General features: G+C 68.4%; 17 protein-coding genes and 1 pseudogene. 8 read left to right on the plus strand and 10 right to left on the minus strand.

Annotated features, from left to right (window positions below; translation table 11 throughout):
- Nucleotides 1–88: 88 nt before the first annotated feature.
- Both ACT2FV_RS04930 and ACT2FV_RS04935 read right to left on the minus strand, forming a co-directional pair.
- On the minus strand, nucleotides 89–1,198 hold the full coding sequence (locus ACT2FV_RS04930) for a DmpA family aminopeptidase (RefSeq protein ID WP_444503353.1): 1,110 nt from the start codon (nucleotides 1,196–1,198) through the stop codon (nucleotides 89–91).
- Nucleotides 1,199–1,243: 45 nt separating this feature from the next.
- Nucleotides 1,244–2,650 carry an APC family permease gene (locus tag ACT2FV_RS04935; RefSeq protein WP_059599407.1) on the minus strand — a complete coding sequence of 469 codons (1,407 nt, stop codon included), beginning with the start codon at nucleotides 2,648–2,650 and terminating at the stop codon, nucleotides 1,244–1,246.
- A gap of 132 nt (nucleotides 2,651–2,782) precedes the next feature.
- Here ACT2FV_RS04935 and ACT2FV_RS04940 point away from each other — a divergent pair, with 132 nt between their 5' ends.
- Nucleotides 2,783–3,583, plus strand: coding sequence for a helix-turn-helix transcriptional regulator (locus tag ACT2FV_RS04940; RefSeq protein ID WP_444503354.1), 801 nt, complete (start codon nucleotides 2,783–2,785; stop codon nucleotides 3,581–3,583).
- A 16-nt stretch (nucleotides 3,584–3,599) separates the two neighbouring features.
- Here the strand turns inward: ACT2FV_RS04940 and ACT2FV_RS04945 are convergent.
- Both ACT2FV_RS04945 and ACT2FV_RS04950 read right to left on the minus strand, forming a co-directional pair.
- Nucleotides 3,600–3,884 (minus strand): annotated as a pseudogene (locus tag ACT2FV_RS04945) (cytochrome P450); the annotation flags it as partial.
- Between the two features lie 27 nt (nucleotides 3,885–3,911).
- The gene (locus ACT2FV_RS04950; RefSeq protein WP_059599404.1) at nucleotides 3,912–4,289 is read right to left on the minus strand and encodes a nuclear transport factor 2 family protein; all 378 of its coding nucleotides are present in this window, start codon (nucleotides 4,287–4,289) and stop codon (nucleotides 3,912–3,914) included.
- A 397-nt stretch (nucleotides 4,290–4,686) separates the two neighbouring features.
- Here ACT2FV_RS04950 and ACT2FV_RS04955 point away from each other — a divergent pair, with 397 nt between their 5' ends.
- The 3 genes from ACT2FV_RS04955 (at nucleotide 4,687) to ACT2FV_RS04965 (ending at nucleotide 7,385) form a co-directional block, all read left to right on the plus strand.
- Entirely contained in the window at nucleotides 4,687–5,571 is an 885-nt protein-coding gene (locus tag ACT2FV_RS04955) for a LysR substrate-binding domain-containing protein (RefSeq protein ID WP_444503355.1), read from the plus strand.
- Nucleotides 5,572–5,735: 164 nt separating this feature from the next.
- Nucleotides 5,736–6,668 carry an AEC family transporter gene (locus ACT2FV_RS04960; RefSeq protein ID WP_175815240.1) on the plus strand — a complete coding sequence of 311 codons (933 nt, stop codon included), beginning with the start codon at nucleotides 5,736–5,738 and terminating at the stop codon, nucleotides 6,666–6,668.
- A 342-nt stretch (nucleotides 6,669–7,010) separates the two neighbouring features.
- On the plus strand, nucleotides 7,011–7,385 hold the full coding sequence (locus ACT2FV_RS04965) for a COG4315 family predicted lipoprotein (RefSeq protein WP_444503356.1): 375 nt from the start codon (nucleotides 7,011–7,013) through the stop codon (nucleotides 7,383–7,385).
- A gap of 131 nt (nucleotides 7,386–7,516) precedes the next feature.
- Here ACT2FV_RS04965 and ACT2FV_RS04970 read toward each other — a convergent pair whose 3' ends face one another.
- Together ACT2FV_RS04970 and ACT2FV_RS04975 are read right to left on the minus strand one after the other, a co-directional pair.
- Complete coding sequence (locus tag ACT2FV_RS04970) at nucleotides 7,517–9,034, minus strand: CoA-acylating methylmalonate-semialdehyde dehydrogenase (RefSeq protein ID WP_444503357.1); 1,518 nt, start codon at nucleotides 9,032–9,034, stop codon at nucleotides 7,517–7,519.
- 49 nt (nucleotides 9,035–9,083) lie between these two features.
- Nucleotides 9,084–10,442, minus strand: coding sequence for an aspartate aminotransferase family protein (locus ACT2FV_RS04975; protein ID WP_059599400.1), 1,359 nt, complete (start codon nucleotides 10,440–10,442; stop codon nucleotides 9,084–9,086).
- Nucleotides 10,443–10,547: 105 nt separating this feature from the next.
- On the opposite strand from ACT2FV_RS04975, the gene ACT2FV_RS04980 reads away from it, so the two are divergent.
- Nucleotides 10,548–11,504 (plus strand): LysR family transcriptional regulator, encoded by a 957-nt coding sequence (locus ACT2FV_RS04980; RefSeq protein WP_059599399.1) that lies wholly within the window; start codon nucleotides 10,548–10,550, stop codon nucleotides 11,502–11,504.
- Between the two features lie 114 nt (nucleotides 11,505–11,618).
- Nucleotides 11,619–12,110 carry a 2,4'-dihydroxyacetophenone dioxygenase family protein gene (locus ACT2FV_RS04985; protein ID WP_059599398.1) on the plus strand — a complete coding sequence of 164 codons (492 nt, stop codon included), beginning with the start codon at nucleotides 11,619–11,621 and terminating at the stop codon, nucleotides 12,108–12,110.
- A gap of 102 nt (nucleotides 12,111–12,212) precedes the next feature.
- Here ACT2FV_RS04985 and ACT2FV_RS04990 read toward each other — a convergent pair whose 3' ends face one another.
- Entirely contained in the window at nucleotides 12,213–13,361 is a 1,149-nt protein-coding gene (locus ACT2FV_RS04990; protein ID WP_444503358.1) for an epoxide hydrolase family protein, read from the minus strand.
- Nucleotides 13,362–13,437: 76 nt separating this feature from the next.
- Complete coding sequence (locus ACT2FV_RS04995) at nucleotides 13,438–14,397, minus strand: GlxA family transcriptional regulator (RefSeq protein ID WP_444503359.1); 960 nt, start codon at nucleotides 14,395–14,397, stop codon at nucleotides 13,438–13,440.
- Nucleotides 14,398–14,537: 140 nt separating this feature from the next.
- Between ACT2FV_RS04995 and ACT2FV_RS05000 the strand changes: the two genes are divergently transcribed.
- Nucleotides 14,538–15,338 (plus strand): SDR family NAD(P)-dependent oxidoreductase, encoded by an 801-nt coding sequence (locus ACT2FV_RS05000; RefSeq protein WP_151050178.1) that lies wholly within the window; start codon nucleotides 14,538–14,540, stop codon nucleotides 15,336–15,338.
- Between the two features lie 270 nt (nucleotides 15,339–15,608).
- Nucleotides 15,609–17,387, plus strand: a complete 1,779-nt coding sequence (locus tag ACT2FV_RS05005; protein WP_239007217.1) for a sensor domain-containing diguanylate cyclase — start codon at nucleotides 15,609–15,611, stop codon at nucleotides 17,385–17,387.
- 26 nt (nucleotides 17,388–17,413) lie between these two features.
- On the opposite strand, the gene ACT2FV_RS05010 is transcribed toward ACT2FV_RS05005, so the two are convergent.
- Nucleotides 17,414–18,763, minus strand: coding sequence for an MFS transporter (locus ACT2FV_RS05010; protein ID WP_151050182.1), 1,350 nt, complete (start codon nucleotides 18,761–18,763; stop codon nucleotides 17,414–17,416).
- An 89-nt stretch (nucleotides 18,764–18,852) separates the two neighbouring features.
- Entirely contained in the window at nucleotides 18,853–20,220 is a 1,368-nt protein-coding gene (locus ACT2FV_RS05015; protein ID WP_444503360.1) for an MFS transporter, read from the minus strand.
- Nucleotides 20,221–20,254: the final 34 nt, after the last annotated feature.

Raw genomic sequence — 20,254 nt, forward strand, 5'->3', positions numbered from 1 at the left:
ATCGCATGCGCGCGCGCACGACGCGCCGGCCGATCGCCGCAACGACACTGTCCGCCACGCCGCTTCGATTGAAGCGGCGCATGCCATTTCAGGCGCCGCGCCCCGGCCGCCACCCCACTTCGCGCAACGCATCCAGCAAACGCGCCTGCCCCAGCCCTTCGACCCGCGCGCCGCGCGATTCGACGTCGCGCCCCGCGACCAGCGCATTCACGATTGCCTCCTCCACCGCCTCCGCCGCCGCGACGAACAGCGCGGAGATGTGGTCGTTGTTCACCATCTTCACGGCCGTCGTCGGCGCGCCCTTGCTGCCGTAGTTCGCGGCCGGCAGCCCGTCGTTGCCCGTCGCGAACGCCAGGAAGATGTCGCCGCTCGAATCCTCGGTGCCGCCGCCGACGCGGGCCAACCCGACGCTCGCCCGCTGCGCGAGGCGCGTGCACTGGTGCGGCAGCAGCGGCGCGTCGGTCGCGATCGTGACGACGATCGAACCCATCCCCGCCTCACCTTGTGCATCGGGTGTGCGAAACGGCGAATGCACGTGCCGCAACACCTCGCCGACCGGATAACCTGCCACGCGCAACATCTCGCGCACGCCGTAGTTCGCCTGCACGAGCGCACCGACGGTCCAGCCGCCCGCGTCGGCCGCGACCACGCGCGACGCGGTGCCGATGCCGCCCTTGAACTCGTGGCAGATCATCCCGGTGCCGCCCCCCACGCCGCCTTCGGCGACCGGCCCCGACTGCGCGGCGGCCAGCGCGCGCAGCACGTGCGCGGCGCTCACGTGCTGCCCCCAGATGTCGTTGAGCAGGCCGTCGTAGGTTTCCATGACGACCGGCATGCACCAGTACACGCGGCCGGCCGCGGCTTCGCGCTCGTTCGCGACCAGCGCATCGCGCACCGCGCCGACGCTGTGCGTGTTCGTATAGGCGATCGGGGTCGTCAGCAGTCCGGCTTCGCGGATCCATTCGAGCCCGGTCGCGTCGCCGTTGCCGTTCAGCACATGGACGCCCGCGAAGCACGGCGAATCGTGCGCCGCGCCCGCGCGCGGCTCGATGACGGTGACGCCGGTGCGGATCGACGCGTCGCCGTTCTCGACGTTCAGCGTGCAATGTCCGACCCGCACACCCGGTACGTCCGTGATCGCGTTGAAGCGGCCCGGCGTGCCGAGTCCGACGCGGATGCCGAGATCCCTCGTGCGCATGATGCAATTCCTCCCGTCTTTCAATGGTTCGGTGTGTCGAAATGGTCAGAGCGAGCGGAACGCATCGCTGTGGCGCGCCCAGACCGCATACATCGCGAGCGCGGCTACCAGCAGCCCGCCGATGATGATCAGGTCGGTCGGCTTGGTCGCCGTCGCCAGTGTCGTGTAGAGCGTGTACGCGGCGCCCGCGACCGCGACGAGCGGCGTCACGGGCCACAGCGGCATCCGGTAGTGATGCTCGACGTCGCGGCGCACAAGGCGACTCGCCAGCGCGGCCAGCCCGACGACGAGGTAGATCAGCAGCAGCAGGTCGACCGTGAACGCGGTCAGCTCGTCGAGGCTCGACACGAATACCAGCCCCGACGACGGCACCGCCAGCGCGAGCGTCGCGAGCCACGGCGACTCGAAGCGCGGATGGATCGTCGAGAACGCGCGGTTGCAGGTGCGCGACCAGAGCGCATGGCGGCCGCTGCTGTACAGCAGGCGCCCCATCGTGATCACGATCGCGATGATCGCGTTGAACACCGACAGGAAGATCCCGCCGCTGACCACGCGCGACACCGCCGGGTTGCTCAGCGAACGCACGACATAGCCGATCGGGTCCGCGCTCTTCGTCAGCTCCGTCAGCGACGGCGCGCCGAGCACGATCGCGGTGAGCGGAATCAGTTCGACGACGAGGATCACCAGCAGCGAATAGATCACCGCCTTCGCGACGTTGCGGTTGCCGCCGCGCAGGTCTTCAGCGAGATAGGCGGCGGAGCCGAAGCCGTTGTAGCAGAAGATCGCCGTGCCGATCGCGGGCACGATCGCCGCGAGCGTGGCCGGCACCAGCGCATTGCCGCTCGCGACGACCGGCGCCATCAGTGCGTCGGCGCCGCGATGCGGGGAGCCGAATCCGAGCCCCGCGATCAGCATCAGCACGCCGATCTCGACGACGAGAAACGCGCCGGTGATCCACGCATTCGTCTTGATGTTCAGCATGCCGAGCACGTAGCTGAGCAGCACGATCGTGAGCGCGACCGACTGATTGCCGAAGTGCGTGCCGAGCGCATTGTTCAGATACGGTGCGGCGCCGCTCGCGAGCACGGCCGGGATGAATACGCTGACGGACAGCACCGTAATGAACGTCAGGTAGCCGGGCAGCGTGCCGAACACACGTTTGGCCATCACATATTCGCCGCCCGCGCTGCGATGCGCGGCGCTGAGCTCCGCGTAGCAGAGCGCGAACGCGAGCGCGAGCACGCCGCCGAGCAGGAACGACAGCACCGCGCCGCTGCCGGCCTGCTGGATCGCGAATGGCGCGATCACGAAGATCGAACTTGCGGGCGTCACGCCCGACACGGTGATCATCACCGCGTCGCGCACGCTGAGCGTCTGCGACAACGCGCGCGGCGCGTCTTCCGTGGCAGGCGTCGCTTGCAGCGTGCCCGTCGATTCCGACATCATCGCCATTTCGTTCTCCTGTTGCTCCTACCCTGCTCTTTTTTGAACACCCATACTCGGGCCCGATTGATTGCGTGGCAGTCTAGGAAGCCAAATTCAGGACCGCTATTCCCCCTTCGTGTTACACCCTTCGGTGGTGGTATGGATCGACTCTTCTCCGAATTCGCGATGCACCAGGCGCTTGGCCGCGCGATCGATCATCTGGGCGAGCCGCGCTTCTGGCGCTTCCTGGTGCTGCTGCTCAACGAAATGGTGCCGTTCGACAACGCGCTCGCGACCGCGATCGGCCGCGACGGCGTGCCGCTCGTGCTCGACGAATACGACACGGGCGGCTCCGACAGCGCGTCGCCGGTGCCGCTTTACCTCAATGGGTTATATCTGCTCGATCCATTCCTGCAAGCCGCACACGACGGGCTCGCCGACGGCTGCTACCGGCTCGAGGAAGTCGCGCCCGACCTGTTCCGGCAGAGTGAGTATTTCCTGAGCTACTTCCGCGACGCGGTGGGCGACGACGAGATCCAGATCCTCGTGCGGCCCAACGCCGACACGCTGCTGTCGCTGTCGCTCGGCGCGTCCGCGCGCTTCGACGTCGAGCCGCTCGGCAAGCTGACGGCCGCGATGCCGTGGGTGCTCGCGACGATCCGGCAGCACTGGCGGCTGGTGGGCGATGCCGCGCGCACGACGCCCGACGACGATCTCGGGGCACGCGTCGAGCAGGCGCTCGCGCGCTTCGGCGCGGGCGTTCTGACCGATCGCGAGATGTCGATCGCAAGAATGGTGCTGCGCGGCAATTCGTCGAAGGCGATCGCGGAGCGGCTGGCGATTTCACCCGAGACGGTGAAGGTGCATCGGCGCCATCTTTACGCGAAGCTCGGGATCTCGTCGCAGCCGGAGCTGTTTTCGCGGTTCATTCGGGCACTCGGGGAGGATGCGGCGGGCTGAGCGCGACTCCGCCGCGTCACGACGATGCGACGTTCGCCGCCGACCGCGTCGGCGCGATCGCCAGGTGCAGCGCGCGCGTCGGCCGCAGCGTCACGTTCAGCGTCGCGCGCGGTGCCGCCATGCCGGGCGGCACTGATAATTCATGGCGCTGCAGGATCATGGCCGCCACCACCGTCATTTCCGTCATCGCCAGATGCTGCCCGAGGCACACGCGCGGCCCCGTGCCGAACGGCATGTACGCGCCGCGCGGAATCGCCGACGCTTCGCCGAGGACGAATCGTTCTGGATGTACCGGCTCTGGGTATGACGGGCCGCTGCCCGTCACGCATCAGCCGCCCGATTCGATGAACCCGCCCTCTGGCGCCTGGTGCGGCACATACCAGCCGAAATACACCTCGGCCTCGACGATCCGGCCATCGCGGACACGCAACCGCTCCGCATTCCGGAACCGCCTGCCCGCAGTCGTGTCGGCTTCGTACACGACGAACACGTATTCGCCGTGCACGGCGACGTCGACAAACGCGAAGCTGGCAAGCATCGCGCTGTTCGGCCAGCAGCGCGCCAGATACGTGTCGCGGTCGAGCCGGTTGTCGAGCGGGCTCGTGAAATGGAAGTCTGGTGCGATCAGCGCTTCGATCGCGTCGCGGTCCTTGTCGACATACGCGCGATAGCTTGCTCGCGCAACGTCACCGGGGTCGTCTGTCATCGTCGTTACTCCGCGAAGGGCGGGGCCGACGCGACAGCCCGCGTCGCCCCGAGGCATCGATCAAACGCATGCGGGCGGCACGAACGACCACGACCGCCCGCGCATGCAGCTATGCGCGCATGCCCGACTCGATGCCATTCACGAAAACCCGCACCGGGCGATCGCCGCGGCCGCCTGCACGCGCCGTGCCACGCCACGCCACGCTTTCCGCCGCGAGCACCGATGCCGCGGCTGCCCGTTGCCCGTTTCCGCACGCACGGGCATGATGTCCGCCAGCGTGCCGGCCGGGCCGCCGGCTTCGGCGGTCATCGGCGCCGCGACCGGCATGTCTTGCATGCGCCGCCGGCATCATCGAGCAATCCGCGTGCCGGCCCCGGCCGCCCACCTCATCGAGTCCATGTCACTACGCGCATTCAGAACGCTGGTCGCGATCGCCCGATACCGAACCTTCGCACGCGCCGGCGAAGCGATCGGGCTCACACAATCGGCCGTGAGCCTGCAGATCAAGGCGCTCGAAAGCGAATACAACGTCCGGCTGTTCGACCGTTCGCGCCGCCAGCCGGTGCTCACCGAAGCCGGCAACATCCTCGTCGCGCAGGCCGAGCAGGTGCTCGCGATGGTCGACCGGATTCCCGATGCGCTCAGCGACGAGAAGAAGCTCGTCGGCCGCCTGCGGATCGGCGCGATCCAGACCGCGCTGTCCGGCCCGCTGCCCGATGCGCTGCTCGCGCTGCGCGCGGCGCACCCGTCGTTGCGCGTGCACGTATCGGCCGGCATGTCGGCCGAACTGGCGAACCGCGTCGCCGCCGGCGAACTCGACGCCGCGATCACGACGCGCCCGGTGCGCCCGCATCCGGCGGAACTGACTTGGACCACGCTGTACGAAGACCGCTTCTGGCTGCTCGCGCCGCCGCAGTATGCGGAGCGCGACGCGGGCACGCTGCTCGAGGCGTTGCCGTTCATCCGCTTCGACGCGCAGGCGTGGGCCGGCCGGATGATCGCCGCCGAGTTGCGCCGCATCGGCGTGCGCGTGCGCGAGGAGATGGTGCTCGACAGCGCGGAGACGATCGCGCGGATGGTCGCGCGCGGGCTCGGCGCGGCGATCGTCGCGCTCCCCGACTCGACGCTCGCGCGACTGCCGCCCGTCACGCGCCTGCCGTTCGGCCAGCCGCAGATGGGCCGCGCGGTCGTGCTGCTCGAACACCAGTCGCGGCCGGCGGAGCGTTTCGCGCGTGCGCTGGCCGCCGAAGTCACCGCGTCATCGATGAGAATTTCTCATTGAACACCCGATAATTAACCATTATTCCTGCTGCATCCGCGTGTTAACTTGGCGGCTTCGTCACTCTTTCGATTGCGTGCCGCCATGTTGCCCGCCGGATGGATTCCCGCTTCGTTCCGCTGCTCCGCGTGCCTGCCGTCCCGCCCGTGTCGCCTGAAGGCGCGTCGATGATCGGCCCGATCCTGCTCGCGCTCGCGCCGGTCGCGCTGCTGGTCGCGCTCGGCCACGGCCTCCGGCGCACGGGCTTCATCGGCGATGCGTTCTGGCCGCACGCCGAGCGGCTGTGCTACTACGTGCTGCTGCCGGCGCTGTTCGCGAACGGTCTCGCGAATGCCCGGCTGCAAGCGCTGCCCGTCCTGCCGCTCGCGGCGGCGCTGGTCGGCTCGACCGTGTTCGTCTCGATGCTGCTTCTGCTGGTCCGCCGCTTCGTGTCGGTCGACGGCGCCGGGTTCACGTCGGTGTTCCAGGGCGCGGTGCGCTTCAACAACTATGTCGGCACCGCACTCGCCGCCGGACTCTTCGGCGCGCACGGAATCGCGCTCGCGGCCGTGTGCGTCGCGGCGATCGTGCCGACCGTGAACCTGATGTGCGTGCTGGTATTCGCGCGCTACGGCGACACGCGGCTCGGCGCGTGGGCGCTCGTGCGTCAGATCCTGTCGAATCCGCTCGTCGTCGGGTGCGCGCTGGGGATCGCGATGCAGGTTGCCGGCATCGCGTTTCCGGCCGCCGTCGAACCGGCCGTGCGCGCGCTCGGCGCCGCCTCGATGCCGCTCGGCCTGTTGTGCGTGGGCGCCGCGCTGAAGTTCGACGCGGCGCGCGAATGGATGCAGCCGACGTGCATCGCGTCGGCGTTCAAGTTCATGGCGATGCCGCTCGCCACACTCGCGGCCGGCCGCCTGTTCGGGCTCGGCGATGCCGCACTGACCATCGCGCTGCTGTTCCAGGCGCTGCCGACGTCGTCCTCGTCGTACATCATGGCCCGCCAGCTCGGCGGTGACGCGCCGCTGATGGCCGGCATCACCGCGTTCCAGACGATCGCCGCCGCGCTCGCGATGCCGGCCGTGCTGACGGCGCTTGGGTCGGCGCCGGTGTTTCGCTGACGGCCCGGCACCGCGGCGTGTCGCTTTCCGTCGTGGACGCGCGGCCGCAGGGGCCAGTTCAACTCGCGAAGGTTCGGGGACGGATGGCGAATCCCGCCGCACGCGCGCAACCGCGGCGTCGTTGCGGCAGACACACGCATCGCCGATGTGCCCCCGGTTCTTCTCGCAGCCCCGCCAAAAACCGCCTATGGTGAATGAAGCGCGTCCGTGCCTCCGCCATTCGACTTCACGTCGCTCGCACCGGCGGCCACGGCGCCGCGTTCCGGCACCATTCCCCGCAGTCGCGTGCACGCCCGGCCATGCGTGCGGCTGCGCCGCCCACCGGACTACAAGGAGGTAATCATGAAAGCCGTGCTGCTCGTCAGCTCCGCCGTGCTCGCCATGGCGTCCGTTTCCGCCTCGGCTCAAGACGCGATCACCAAGGTCGAAAACGGCGCGCTCGTCGCCGCGAACGGCATGACCGTCTATGTATTCGACAAGGACAAGCCCAACGCCGGCACCAGCGCATGCACGGGCCAATGCGAATCGTTCTGGCCGCCGTACAAGGCCAGCGCGACCGACGTCCCGGTCGGCCCCTACACGATCGTCAAGCGCGACGACGGTAGCCCGCAATGGGCCTACAAGGGCAAGCCGCTGTATTTCTTCTCGAAGGACATGAAACAGGGCGATCGCAACGGCGACAACTTCAAGAACATCTGGCACGTGGTCGCGCCGTAAGCGCGCCTTCGCCGTCTTCCGAGGCGGCACGGCCGCCGCACGTGTAAAAAGGCCCGCCCCGGTCATCGACCGGGCGGGCCTGTGCGTCTTTACGCCGGCCGGCGCGTGTCGCGTCGCGGCCGGATCGCGCGTCAGCGATTCGACGGGAAGCTGAACACGGTCCCTTCGCGTACGCCGGCGGAGGGCCAGCGCTGCGTGATCGTCTTGCGTTTCGTGTAGAACCGCACCGCATCCGGGCCGTACGCGTGCAGGTCGCCGAACAGCGAGCGCTTCCAGCCGCCGAACGAGTGGTACGCGACGGGCACCGGCAGCGGTACGTTGATGCCGACCATGCCGATCTGGATGTTGTCGCTGAAGTAGCGCGCCGCTTCGCCGTCGCGCGTGAACAGGCACGTGCCGTTGCCGTATTCGTGCGCGTCGATCAGCGCCATCGCCTCGTCGAGCGACTTCAGGCGGATCACGCCGAGCACCGGCCCGAAGATCTCGTGCTGGTAGATCGGCATGCCGGGCTTCACGTTGTCGAACAGGCACGGGCCGAGGTAGTAGCCGCCGTCGTGGCCGTCGACCTTCACGCCGCGGCCGTCGACGACGAGCGTCGCGCCCGCTTCCACGCCCGCGTCGACGAACCCCGTCACCTTCTCGAAATGCTGCTGCGTGACGAGCGGGCCCATGTCGACGCCCGCGCCGTTGCCCGGTCCGACCTTCATCTTCTCGATCTCGGCCTTCAGGCCCGCGACGACCTTGTCGCCCGTTTCATCGCCGATCGCGACGACCAACGGGATCGCCATGCAACGCTCGCCGCACGAGCCGTACGCGGCGCCCATCAGCGCATTCACCGCGTTGCCGATGTCGGCGTCGGGCATCACGACCGCGAAATTCTTCGCGCCGCCGAGCGCCTGTACGCGCTTGCCGTGCGCGCAGCCGGTCGAGTAGATGTATTCGGCGATCGGCGTCGAGCCGACGAAGCTCACCGCCTTCACGCGCGGGTCGGTCAGGATCGTGTCGACCGCTTCCTTGTCGCCGTTCACGACGTTCAGCACGCCCGGCGGCAGGCCAGCCTCGAGCGCGAGCTCGGCCATGCGCAGCGTCGACGACGGCGTGCGCTCCGACGGCTTCAGCACGAACGTGTTGCCGCACGCGACGGCCATCGGCCACATCCACAGCGGCACCATCACCGGGAAGTTGAACGGCGTAATGCCGGCCGCGACGCCGAGCGCCTGGAACTCGCTCCACGAATCGATCGCGGGGCCGACGTTCTTGCTGTGCTCGCCCTTCAGCAGCTCGGGCACGTAGCTCGCGTATTCGACGTTCTCGATCCCGCGCTGCAGTTCGCCCATCGCGTCGGCGAGCACCTTGCCGTGCTCGGCGGTGATCAGCGCGCACAGCTCGTCCGCGTGTTCCTCGAGCAGCGTCTTGAAGCGGCTCATCACGCGCGCGCGCTTCAGCGGCGGCGTGTTGCGCCACGCCGGGAACGCGGCCTGCGCGGACGCGATCGCGGCTTCGACGGTCAGCTTGTCGGCAAGCGCGACGCTCTTGTGCGATTCGCCGGTGGCCGGGTCGAACACCGGCTGGACGCGGCTGCCGCCGTCGACGCGCTTGCCGTCGATCAGGTGGCCGACGGTGGAGGTCACATTGCTGTCGTGTTTCATGTTTCTGGCTCTGTCGTGAATTCGGTTGTCGCAGGGAACGGGCCGCGGCTCAGTCCACTTCGTTCAGCGCGTCGGACAGCGCGTTGACCAGGTTGTCGATCTCGCGCTTCTCCGAGATGAACGGCGGCGCGAGCTGGATCGTGTCGCCGCCGTAGCGCACATAGAAGCCCTTCGCCCAGCAGCGCATCGCGATCTCGTACGGGCGCCGTGCCGGCTCGCCCGGCAGTGCCGCGATCGTCAGGCCGGCCGCGAGGCCGTAGTTGCGGATGTCCGTGATATGGCGCTGGCCCTTCAGCCCGTGCACGGCCGCCTCGAAATGCGGCGCGAGATCGCGCACGCGGGCCACCGCGTCTTCCTTCACGAGCAGGTCGAGCGCCGCGACGCCGGCCGCGCACGCGACCGGGTGCGCCGAGTACGTGTAGCCGTGCGGGAACTCGAGCATGTACTCGGGGCCGCCCGCAGCCATGAACGTGTCGTAGATTTCCTTCGTCGCGATCACGCCGCCGAGCGGCTGCACGCCGTTGGTCACCTGTTTCGCGAAGTTCATGATGTCCGGCACCACGCCGAACGCGTCGGCGCCCGTCATCGCGCCGGCCCGGCCGAAGCCCGTGATGACTTCGTCGAAGATCAGCAGGATGTCGTGCGCGGTGCAGATATCGCGCAGGCGCTTCAGATAGCCCTTCGGCGGCACGACCACGCCCGCCGAACCCGAGAACGGCTCGACGATCACGGCGGCGATGTTCGATGCGTCGTGCAGCGCGATCAGGTCGAGCAGGCGGTCGGCCAGCTCCGCGCCGTGCTCGGGCATCCCGCGCGAGAATTTGTTTTCGGCGAGCTGCGTGTGCGGCAGGAAGTCGGCGTCGATCCCCTGGCCGAACAGCTTGCGGTTCGGCCCGATCCCGCCGACCGAAATGCCGCCGAAGTTCACGCCGTGATAGCCCTTCTCGCGGCCGATCAGGCGCGTCTTCGTGCCCTTGCCCTTGGCGCGCCAGTACGCGCGGGCCATCTTCAGCGACGTGTCGGCCGCTTCCGAGCCCGAGCCCGTGAAGAATACGTAATCGAGGCCGGCCGGCGTCAGGTCCTTGATCTTGTTCGCGAGCTCGAACGACTTGGGGTGGCCGAACTGGAACGCCGGCGCGTAGTCGAGCTGCGCGACCTGGCGGCTCACGGCTTCCGTGATTTCCGTGCGGCCGTGACCGAGGCCCGTGCACCACAGGCCCGACAGGCCGTCGAAGATCTTGCGGCCTTCGCCATCCGTAAAATACGCGCCCTTGGCCGACACGATCATGCGCGGGTCGGACTTGAACTGGCGGTTCGCCGTGAACGGCATCCAGTGGGCGTCGAGCCAGGCGGCGTCGGTGCGGATGTTCGTCTCGTCCTGCTGGCTGGCGGTGATCGTATCGGTCATGTCGGTCGGCGCGGCGCGCCCCTCCTTCTTGTGATGATGTTGCGCATTGTCGGGAGGCCAATTAGTCTCTTCAATATCGCAATATCAATGTTCACTTGCGCAACTATGCAAGCAAAGAAACCAAAGAGCCGCGCGCTGCTCGGGCAACTCAGCGACATGGATCTGCGGCTGCTGCGGGTCTTCAAGGGCGTCGTGCAGTGCGGCGGGATGGCGGCGGCCGAACTCGAGCTGAATATCGGCATCTCGACGATCAGCCGGCACGTGAAGGACCTGGAAACGCGCCTCGGCCTCGTACTGTGCCGGCGCGGCCGCGCCGGCTTCACGCTGACCGCCGAGGGGCAGACCGTCTACGAGGAAACGCTGCGACTGCTCGCGTCGATGGAAGCATTTAGAAGCAGAATAGACGGCATTCACGACAAGATGGGCGGAGAATTGCACGTCGCCGTATTCGACAAGACGGCCACCAACCCGAACGCGCGGCTCGGCGACGCGATCCGCCAGTTCACGGACGAAGCGCCCGACGTCGCGCTGAACCTGCATGTTGCGTCGATCAACGAGGTCGAGCGCGGGATCATCGACGGCAGCTATCAGGTCGGGATCATCCCCGCGCACCGCAGCTCGGGCAGCCTCGTGTATTCGGAACTGTTCGACGAGCGGATGCTGCTGTACTGCGGCCGCCAGCACCCGCTCTTTGACGCACCGCACGGCAAGCTCACGTGGACGACGATCCGCAACCACGCGTTCGCCGGGCTCGGCTTCCATTCGCCGAACATGGAGCTGAGCCATCGCGCGAAGCTCACGCGCAGCGCGACGGCATCGGACCAGGAATCGATCGCGACGCTGATCCTGTCCGGCCGCTATCTCGGCTTCCTGCCCGACCATTACGCGGAGAGCTTCGAAAACAAGGGGCTGATGCAGCCGATCGCGCCGCACCGCTTCAACTACCGGTGCCGGTTCGTGAGCCTGCTGCGCCGCTCGCCGCGGCCGTCGCGGGCCGCGCTGCTGTTCCAGTCGTGCCTCGAAGCCGCGCATGCGGCGGCGCGGCCGGGCGCAGACGTGTAGCCGCGGACGTGCAGCCGCGTTCAGGCTTCGCTGGCGCCGCCGTCCGACGAGGGGCTGCGGCCCGATCCGGCTCTGCGATAATGCGCACTTCCCGTTTCCGCTCCGCCTCCCGCCATGACGCAGCCGTCCGCCCCGCTCCCCAACGACCTGCCGCCGATTTCGTGCCTGCCCGGCGATGCGCTGCCGTGGCTGCCGATGAGCGCCGACCTGCCGGGGCTCGCGATCAAGTATTTGCATATCAATGCGGCGGAAGACACCCTGACCGCGCTGCTGAAAATGCCGGCCGGCGGCACGCTGCCGCGCCATCGCCACGACGGCGAGGTCTTCGTCCATACGCTACAGGGTGCGTGGCGCTACCGCGAGTACGAATGGATCGCGCAGGCCGGCTCGACGGTGCTCGAACCGGCCGGGTCGGTGCATACGCCGGAAACGCTCGGCGCGCCCGGCGACGACGTGATCACGCTCAACGTGATGCGCGGCGATCTGGTTCTGCTCGACGACGACGGCCGCGAGACCGCGCGCGAGAATTGCCGCGTCGCGCTGCTGCGCCAGCGCAAGCATGCGCGCACCGCGCCGCACGATGCGGCGCCGTTCGTCACGCGGTAAGACAGGCGACATCGTCGCGTCAGGATCCGCACGGTGCCGGCACTCGCCAACGCGCGCATGGCCGCCGGCGCACTTCGCCAGCCTGGCCGCCCCCGGGCGGCGTTACCGGAAACGCCGGAAGAATCGCCGAATATCGTCGGCCAGCAGTTCCGGCTCTTCCATCGCGGCAAAATGGCCGCCGCTCGGCATGTCGGTCCACTGCACGACATCGAACACCCGTTCGAGCCAGCTGCGCGGCGGACGACTGATTTCCTTCGGAAAGCGTGCAAACGCGACGGGCGCCGCCACACGTTGCCCAGCTGCGAAGCGCATCGGCTGCAGCCGGTTTTCCCAATACATCTGCATTGACGAGCCGATGCAGCCGGCAAACCAGTAGAGCGAGATTCCGGTCAGCAGCGTGTCGTGCGAAAACCGTTTTGCGACGTCACCATCGCAATCGCTCCACGCGCGGAATTTCTCGGCGATCCACGCGGCCAGCCCGGCCGGCGAATCGTTGAGCGCGACGGCCAGCGTCTGCGGCTTCGTCATGTGCACATGCGCGTATCCGCCCTCCAGCGCAGCCCACTCTCCACGCTGCGTCACAAAGGCCCGTTCGTCCTCGGTCAGCGGCGAAGCCGCGTCGGCCGGAGGCTCGTAGCTGCCGGGCAGGTAGTTCAGATGGATACCGTCCACCGCATCGGGATGCCGCGCGCCGAGCGCAATCGACACGCCTGCGCCCAGATCGCCGCCTTGCGCGCCGAAGCGGCGATATCCGAGCCCGGACATCAACGTCGCCCAGCAGTCGGCGACCTGAAATGCCGACATGCCGGGTGCCGCGGGCGCTGGTGAGAACGCGAAGCCGGGAAGCGACGGCGCGACAACGTCGAACGCGTCGTGCGGATCGCCGCCGAAAGCGGCCGGATCGCACAGGCGATCGATCAGCGCGTCGAATTCGAATACGGAGCCCGGCCAGCCGTGCGTGATGACGAGCGGATACGGCTTCGGCCCCGCCCCACGCCGATGAATGAAATGCACGCGTTGCCCGCCTGCGTCCGCGACGAACTGCGGCTGCCGGTTCAGCGCCCGCTCCGCCGCACGCCAGTCGAAGCGCTCGCCCCAGTACGCAACCAGTTCGCGCAGCCACGCGCCATCCACACCCTGCTGCCACGGCGCGGCGGGTGTCAGCACCGGCGCGCGCATGTCGCGCAGGCGCCGACGCAGGTCATCAAGCGCGTGATCGGGAATCGCAACGTTGAACGGGGCGGCGTGCATGGTGTCTCCTGGCGAGGAATGCCGGAGATTCTGCGCGATTTTTCAGACCCGCGCTGGCGGCGCCCGCCCGCGAGCGTCAGCCCGTTTCGCGCGCGTCCGCCCGCGCGTCGCGCCGCACGGCCTGGGGCGGCACGCCGAAGCCGCGCACGAACGCATCGCGCAGGTGGCGCCGGTCGCGGAAACCGTTCTCCTTCGCGATCACATCGAGCGAATGCCGGCTCTGCTCGATCATCAGCCGCGCGGCCTCGAGCCGCAGCCGCTCGATCGCCTTCGCCGGCGACTGCCCGGTTTCGAGCGTGAACACCCGGCTGAACTGGCGCGGGCTCAGGTGGACGGCGTCGGCCAGTTCCTCGACGGTCAGCGCGCGCCCGAGGTTCTGCCGCGCATAGTTCAGCGCATTCTGGATCCGGTCCGATTTCGGCGCGAGGTCCAGCATTTCCGAATGCTGCGACTGCCCGCCCGCGCGACGCTGGTGCATCACGAGCTTGCGCGCGACCGAGCGCGCGACGTCCGGGCCGAGATCCTTCTCCACCATCGCGAGCGCCAGGTCGAGGCCGGCCGTCATGCCGGCGGACGTCCAGACCGGGCCGTCGACGATGTAGATCCGGTCCTCCTCGACACGAATGTCCGGAAACTGCTTCTGCATGTCGCGTCCGTACGCCCAATGCGTCGTCGCGCGGCGCTGCGCGAGCAGCCCGGCCTCGGCGAGCACGAACGCGCCCGTGCAAATGCCGGCGATGCGCCGCGCGCGCGCGTTCGCGCGCCGCAGGAACGCGACGACGCCGGCCGGCGCCGGCGATGCGAGCGGATCGTTGACGCCCGCGACGATCCACGTATCGACGTCGATCCGCCCGCGCAGCGCGCGCGTCGCGACCGGCAATCCGAGCGACGAACGCACGTCGCCGCCGTCGACGGAATAGTTGTCCATCACGTAGAAAGGCTCGCCCACGCCCATGTTCGCGTACTCGAACACCGACTGCGCGGCGAGCGCCATGATCTGGAAGCCGTCGCTGATCAGAAAGCCGATGCGGTGCATGCGTATCTCCAGTGCCGGGACATGATCCTCACGACCCACCCGATGTCCTAAATCATACCCATCTACGTCATTTGTGTCGCGGCGATTCGAGGCCAGAATGCCTTCACGCACTCACCCTTTCCTCGACATGGAGCGACATCATGACTGAAGCACATCGCGGTACCGCCGTCATTACCGGCGCATCGTCCGGCATCGGCGCGATCTATGCGGACCGCCTCGCGCGCCGCGGCTACGACCTGATCCTGGTCGCACGCAACCGCGACCGGCTGGCCACGCTTGCCGAGCGCATCACGAACGACACGCAGCGCAGCGTCGAGATCGTCGGCGCGAACCTCGACGACCGCGCGGCGCTCGCCACCGTCGAGGCGAAGCTGAAGCAGGACGCGAGCATCACACTGCTCGTCAACAACGCGGGCGTCGGCACGCACACGTCGCTGCTCGACAGCGACGTCGACGCGATGACGCGGACGATCGACCTGAACGTGACCGCGCTCACGCGCCTGACCTATGCCGCCGTACCCGGCTTCGTGGCGCGCGGGCGCGGCGCCGTGATCAACATCTCGTCGATCGTCGCGCTGTCACCGGAAACGCTCAACGGCGTCTACGGCGGCAGCAAGGCATTCGTGCTCGCGTTCAGCCAGTCGCTGCACCACGAACTCGCGGACCACGGCGTGCAGGTGCAGGCCGTGCTGCCCGGCGCGACGGCCACCGACTTCTGGCAGACCGGCGGCCTGCCGCTCGAACACCTGCCGAAGGAGATCGTGATGTCGGCCTCGGACCTGGTCGACGCAGCGCTGGTCGGCTTCGATCGCGGCGAGCTCGTGACGATTCCGTCGCTGCACGCGGCCGACGAATGGGATGCGTACGAGGCCGCGCGCCGCACGATGGCGCCGCACCTGTCGACGGATTCGCCGGCGCCGCGCTACGCGGTTGCGCGCTAGTCGGGCAGTATCCGCGTCGCGCCCGTGCTGTCCGGGCGCGACGCTCCCGAATCGACGCGCGTCGACGGCGCTTGCGCCACCGCAGCCGTCGACGCCGCGACGCATTCCGGACCCTGCGTTGCATTCCCGCCAAAGCCGGTTGCGCCCCGCTTGCCACGCATTTCCCGCGACGATAAGCTTCGCGATTGCAACTCCCGAAGCAGCGCCACGCGGCATTCGTCCGATCATCGGCGCAATCGACCGTCGCGGAATTCAACCATGCGGTTCCGAATGTTCACCTCCGGGGCCGGCGACACACCCGCCTCCTCTCGCGTTCCCGCCGACGATCGCCCGGCGCTCGCGCCGTTGCCCGAACTCGAGACCGTGTGCCGTCTCGCCCGCGCGCACGTCGGCACGGCTGGCGCGTTCGTCACTTACGCCGAAGCCGGCACACAGCATGTGGTCGCGTCCGACGGGACGCTGCCCGCCACGCTTTCTTCCGTGCACTTCCCGCAGCGTGTCGAGCGCACCTCGGCGCCCGACCGGCGATTCATCACGCCCGATGCGGGTGGCCTGCCGCTCGACGCACCGCATATCGTCGCGGCCTGCGAACTGATTGCGGCCGACGGCACCACGCGTGGCGCACTGTGTATCGTCGACGACGCGGGCCTGATGCTCGACGCCGCGCAACGCGCTTTCCTGCATGACCTTGCCACGCTCGCGGAACACGCGATCGCCCGCGCGAACGCGCAGGCCGCGCTGCACGAACGGCTCGGCATCGTCGCGGAACGCAGCGCGCTGACCACGCTCGCGCTGACCGAAAGCGGCACCGGCGTGTGGGATCGCAACGTGGAAACCGGCGAGATCCATTATTCGGCGGCCTGGAAGGCGCTGCTCGGCTACGCGCCCCACGAACTGACGAGCCGGATCGAGGATGCGTACGAACGGCTGCACCCGGACGATGTCGCCGACGTGAAGGCCGCGATGATCGCGCATTTCGAAAACCGCACCGACAGCTATGCGGTCGAGCACCGCATTCGCTGCAAGAACGGCACGTACAAATGGATCTGCAGCCGCGGCAAGGTCATCTCCCGCGACAGCAACGGGCGGGCGTTGCGCATGGTCGGCACGACCACGGACATCACCGCGCTGCGCGAACTCGCCGGCCGGCTGAGCGACTCCGTCACGCTCGTGACGAACCTGACCGATCAGGTTCCCGGTCTCGTGTTCCAGCTGCGGCAGACCGCCGACGGCCGCCGGTTCTTTTCGTACGCGAGCGCGGGTGTGCGCGACATCTACGAACTGACGCCCGAGCAGATTGCCCACGACGCGGATGCGGTCGAGACCCGGATTCATCCGGCCGATCTGGTCGCCTACCGCCAGTCGCTGCTGACGTCGGCCGAGCGACTGGCACCGTGGCGGCTCGAATACCGCGTGCTGCTGCCGGACCAGGGGATGCGCTGGCGCGAAGGCGACGCACGGCCGCAACGCATGCCGGACGGCGGCACGGTCTGGCACGGCTTCATCACGGATGCGACCGAGCGCAAGCACATCGAGACCGAGCTGCACCGGATGGCGACGACCGATCACCTGACCGAACTGTCGAACCGCCACGCGTTCATGCGGCTAGGCGAAGCCGCGTTGCGCCGCGTGCGCGCGACCGGCCAGGACGCCGCGGTGCTGATGCTCGACCTCGACCACTTCAAGGCGCTGAACGACCGCTGGGGACATCCGTTCGGCGATCGCGCGCTCCGGCATTTCGCGCGGCTGCTGCTCACGGAAATCGGGCCGGACGGCATCGTCGGGCGCATCGGCGGCGAAGAATTCGCGATCGTGCTGCCGCACGCCGGAATCGATGCGGCGTGCGCGCTCGCGCGGCGCGTGCAGCAGCGCGCGGCCGATTCCCGGCTCGTGCACGAGGATCAGGCGCTTGCGCTGACCGTCAGCATCGGCATCGACGCGATGCGGACGTCCGACTTGGGCGCGTACCAGGCGCTATCGCGTGCGGACAAGGCGCTGTATGTCGCGAAGGAACGCGGCCGCAACCGGATCGAGGTGTATCGACCCTAGCCGCGCACCGCGCCGGTGCACACCCGTCAACGCGACGCGAGCGCCGCGTCACGCGAGGTCGCGCGCACGCCCAGCAGCATCGCGACCGCGCATGCGGCCAGCAATCCCGCGATCATCAGCATCGCCGAGTCCATGCTGCCGGTGCGGGTGCGAATCATCCCGACGATCCACGGCGTGATCATCCCGCTCGATACGCCGATGCTGCTGATCAGCGCGATCCCGCCCGCCGCGCCGGCGCCGGAGAAATACGCGGACGGCACGGCCCAGAACACCGGATGCGCGGCGAAGATCAGCATCGCCGCGATCGACAGCAGCGCCATCATCGCGACGATGCTCGGCAGGTGCAGCGTCAGCAACGCGAGCGTCAGCGCGCCGCCGAATGCGCACGCGGCGAAGTGCCAACGACGCTCGCGCCTGCGGTCCGAGCGCCGCGCGATCACGAGCAGGCCGGCCGCGCCGATCGCGTTCGGCACGATCGACAGCAGGCTGATCTGCACGACGTCGTGAATGCCGAATTCGCGAATCATCAGCGGCATCCAGAACAGCAGCATCAGCAGCGCGGTCGTCAGCGAAAAATAGATGAACGCGAACAGGTAGGTGCGCGGCTCGGCCAGCACCTGCCGCAGCGATGCGGCCGCGTGCGCGGGTGCGGCCGCGCGATCGGCGGCCAGGTCGGCCTCGAGCCGTTGCCGGTCGTCGTCGGACAGCCAGCGCGCCTGTTCGGGGCGGTCGCACAGCCAGAACCACGCGATCACGCCGAGCAGGATCGCGGGCGCGCCCTCGATCGCGAACATCCACTGCCAGCCGTGCAGCCCGAGCACGCCGGACATCCCGCGCATCAGCCAGCCCGACAGCAGCCCGCCGACCATGCCGGCCACCGCGACGCCCGCATAGAAGATCGACAGCACCGACGCGCGCCGGCGCGCGGGATACCAGTACGTCAGGTAGAACACGACACCGGGGAAGAAGCCGGCCTCGAAAAGCCCGAGCAGGAAGCGCAGCACGTAGAAGTGTTTCGCGCTGTCGACGGTGATCATCGCGACCGACACCGCGCCCCACAGGAACATGATCCGCGCGAACGTGCGGCGCGCGCCGAAGCGGCGCAGCAGCGCGTTGCTCGGCACCTCGAACAGCACGTAGCCGACGAAGAACAACACCGCGCCGAGGCTGTACATCGCGTCGGTCAGGCCGAGATCCTGCCGCATCTGCAACTGCGCGAAGCCGATGTTGCTGCGGTCGAGGATCGACACGATGTAGCAGATGAACAGGAACGGAACGATCCGCACGCCGATGCGGCGGTACAGCGCGTCGTTGTCCGACGGGCGCGACGCGGATGCGACGGGATGCGCGGCGTCCGCTTGAAGATGGGCTGACATCGATCGTCTCCTCGATGGATGCGAATACGGGGCCTGCAGGACACGCAACGCCGGTCGCCGCCGGCCCGCATGCAGCGCCCGGCCGTGGTTCAGGCCCGCCGCGCGGGTTCGCCCTTCACGCCGAGCATCAGCGCCGCGCCGCTCAGCGCGAGCAGCGCGGCCAGCAGGTACACGGCGAGATCCATGCTGCCGGTGCGCGTGCGGATCAGCCCGATCACCCACGGGCTGACGATGCCGCTCGTGATCCCGATGCTGCTGATCAGCGCTATCCCGGCTGCGGCCGCATTTCCCGACAGATAGCGGGTCGGCACGGCCCAGAAGATCGGCAGCGCGGCGAAGATCAGCGTCGCCGCGATCGACAGGCACGCAAGCATCGCCGCGAAGCTGTGCACGTGCAGCGTCAGCGCCGCGAGTGCGAGCCCGCCGCCGATCGTGCAGCATGCGAAGTGCTTGCGGCGCTCGCCGGTGCGGTCCGAGCGGCGCGCGATAAGGATCAGCCCCACCGCGCCGACCGCGTTCGGCACGACCGTGTAGAGGCTCACGGCCACGACGTCGGTCACGCCGAAGTCGCGGATCATCAGCGGCATCCAGAAATTGAGCGTCAGCGACGCGCAGGTCAGCGAGAAGTAGACGAACGCGAACAGGTAGACGCGCGGGTTCGCGAGCGCGGCCATCAGGCTGCGTGTGTCGTGCGCGCCGTGCGCACGGCCGTCGCCGCACAGCGCGGCGACGCGCGCCTTTTCGTCGGACGTGAGCCACGCGGCGTCCTGCGGCCGGTCGACGAGATAGGTAAACGCGAAGCACGCGAGCACGATCGCCGGCGCCCCTTCGATCGCGAACATCCACTGCCAGCCGTACAGCCCGAGCACGCCGCTCATGTCGCGCATGATCCAGCCCGACATCAGGCCGCCGAGCACGCCGGCCACCGCGACGCCCGCGAAGAACACCGAGATCGCCGCCGCGCGACGGTTCGCGGGGAACCAGTAGGTCAGGTACAGAACGATGCCGGGAAAGAAGCCAGCCTCGAACACGCCGAGCAGGAAGCGCAGCACGTAGAAATGCGACGGCTGCGACACGAACATCATCCCGGTCGACGCGATGCCCCACAGCAGCATGATCCGCGTGAACGTGCGGCGCGCGCCGAAGCGCGCGAGCAGCAAGTTGCTCGGCACCTCGCAGAACACGTAGCCGACGTAGAACACCGCGGCGCCGAGGCCGTACATCGCATCGCTGAAGCCGAGGTCGTGCTTCATCTGCAACTGCGCGAAGCCGATGTTGATACGGTCGAGGAACGACACGACGTAGCAGAGGAACAGGAACGGCACGATCCGCCATGCAATCTTGCGGAACAGCAGCGCGTCGCCGGCGTCCGACGCCGGTGTGGATTCATATGTGGAAGCCGACGCCGCAACACTCGCGTGCGCGATCGTCGCTTCGGCGGGAAGCGATTGGGGCATGTCTCTCTCCAAACGGGGCGCGCGATTCGAGCGC

The organism is Burkholderia sp. PR2 (assembly GCF_052372875.1).
Taxonomy (GTDB): Bacteria; Pseudomonadota; Gammaproteobacteria; order Burkholderiales; family Burkholderiaceae; genus Burkholderia; species Burkholderia diffusa.

What these genes read in the sequence shown, in the direction of transcription:
- ACT2FV_RS04930 (WP_444503353.1), bottom strand. Translation starts at nt 1,198, where the DNA reads ATGCGCACGAGGGATCTCGGCATCCGCGTCGGACTCGGCACGCCGGGC.
- ACT2FV_RS04935 (WP_059599407.1), bottom strand. Translation starts at nt 2,650, where the DNA reads ATGGCGATGATGTCGGAATCGACGGGCACGCTGCAAGCGACGCCTGCC.
- ACT2FV_RS04940 (WP_444503354.1), top strand. Translation starts at nt 2,783, where the DNA reads ATGGATCGACTCTTCTCCGAATTCGCGATGCACCAGGCGCTTGGCCGC.
- ACT2FV_RS04950 (WP_059599404.1), bottom strand. Translation starts at nt 4,289, where the DNA reads ATGACAGACGACCCCGGTGACGTTGCGCGAGCAAGCTATCGCGCGTAT.
- ACT2FV_RS04955 (WP_444503355.1), top strand. Translation starts at nt 4,687, where the DNA reads ATGTCACTACGCGCATTCAGAACGCTGGTCGCGATCGCCCGATACCGA.
- ACT2FV_RS04960 (WP_175815240.1), top strand. Translation starts at nt 5,736, where the DNA reads ATGATCGGCCCGATCCTGCTCGCGCTCGCGCCGGTCGCGCTGCTGGTC.
- ACT2FV_RS04965 (WP_444503356.1), top strand. Translation starts at nt 7,011, where the DNA reads ATGAAAGCCGTGCTGCTCGTCAGCTCCGCCGTGCTCGCCATGGCGTCC.
- ACT2FV_RS04970 (WP_444503357.1), bottom strand. Translation starts at nt 9,034, where the DNA reads ATGAAACACGACAGCAATGTGACCTCCACCGTCGGCCACCTGATCGAC.
- ACT2FV_RS04975 (WP_059599400.1), bottom strand. Translation starts at nt 10,442, where the DNA reads ATGACCGATACGATCACCGCCAGCCAGCAGGACGAGACGAACATCCGC.
- ACT2FV_RS04980 (WP_059599399.1), top strand. Translation starts at nt 10,548, where the DNA reads ATGCAAGCAAAGAAACCAAAGAGCCGCGCGCTGCTCGGGCAACTCAGC.
- ACT2FV_RS04985 (WP_059599398.1), top strand. Translation starts at nt 11,619, where the DNA reads ATGACGCAGCCGTCCGCCCCGCTCCCCAACGACCTGCCGCCGATTTCG.
- ACT2FV_RS04990 (WP_444503358.1), bottom strand. Translation starts at nt 13,361, where the DNA reads ATGCACGCCGCCCCGTTCAACGTTGCGATTCCCGATCACGCGCTTGAT.
- ACT2FV_RS04995 (WP_444503359.1), bottom strand. Translation starts at nt 14,397, where the DNA reads ATGCACCGCATCGGCTTTCTGATCAGCGACGGCTTCCAGATCATGGCG.
- ACT2FV_RS05000 (WP_151050178.1), top strand. Translation starts at nt 14,538, where the DNA reads ATGACTGAAGCACATCGCGGTACCGCCGTCATTACCGGCGCATCGTCC.
- ACT2FV_RS05005 (WP_239007217.1), top strand. Translation starts at nt 15,609, where the DNA reads ATGTTCACCTCCGGGGCCGGCGACACACCCGCCTCCTCTCGCGTTCCC.
- ACT2FV_RS05010 (WP_151050182.1), bottom strand. Translation starts at nt 18,763, where the DNA reads ATGTCAGCCCATCTTCAAGCGGACGCCGCGCATCCCGTCGCATCCGCG.
- ACT2FV_RS05015 (WP_444503360.1), bottom strand. Translation starts at nt 20,220, where the DNA reads ATGCCCCAATCGCTTCCCGCCGAAGCGACGATCGCGCACGCGAGTGTT.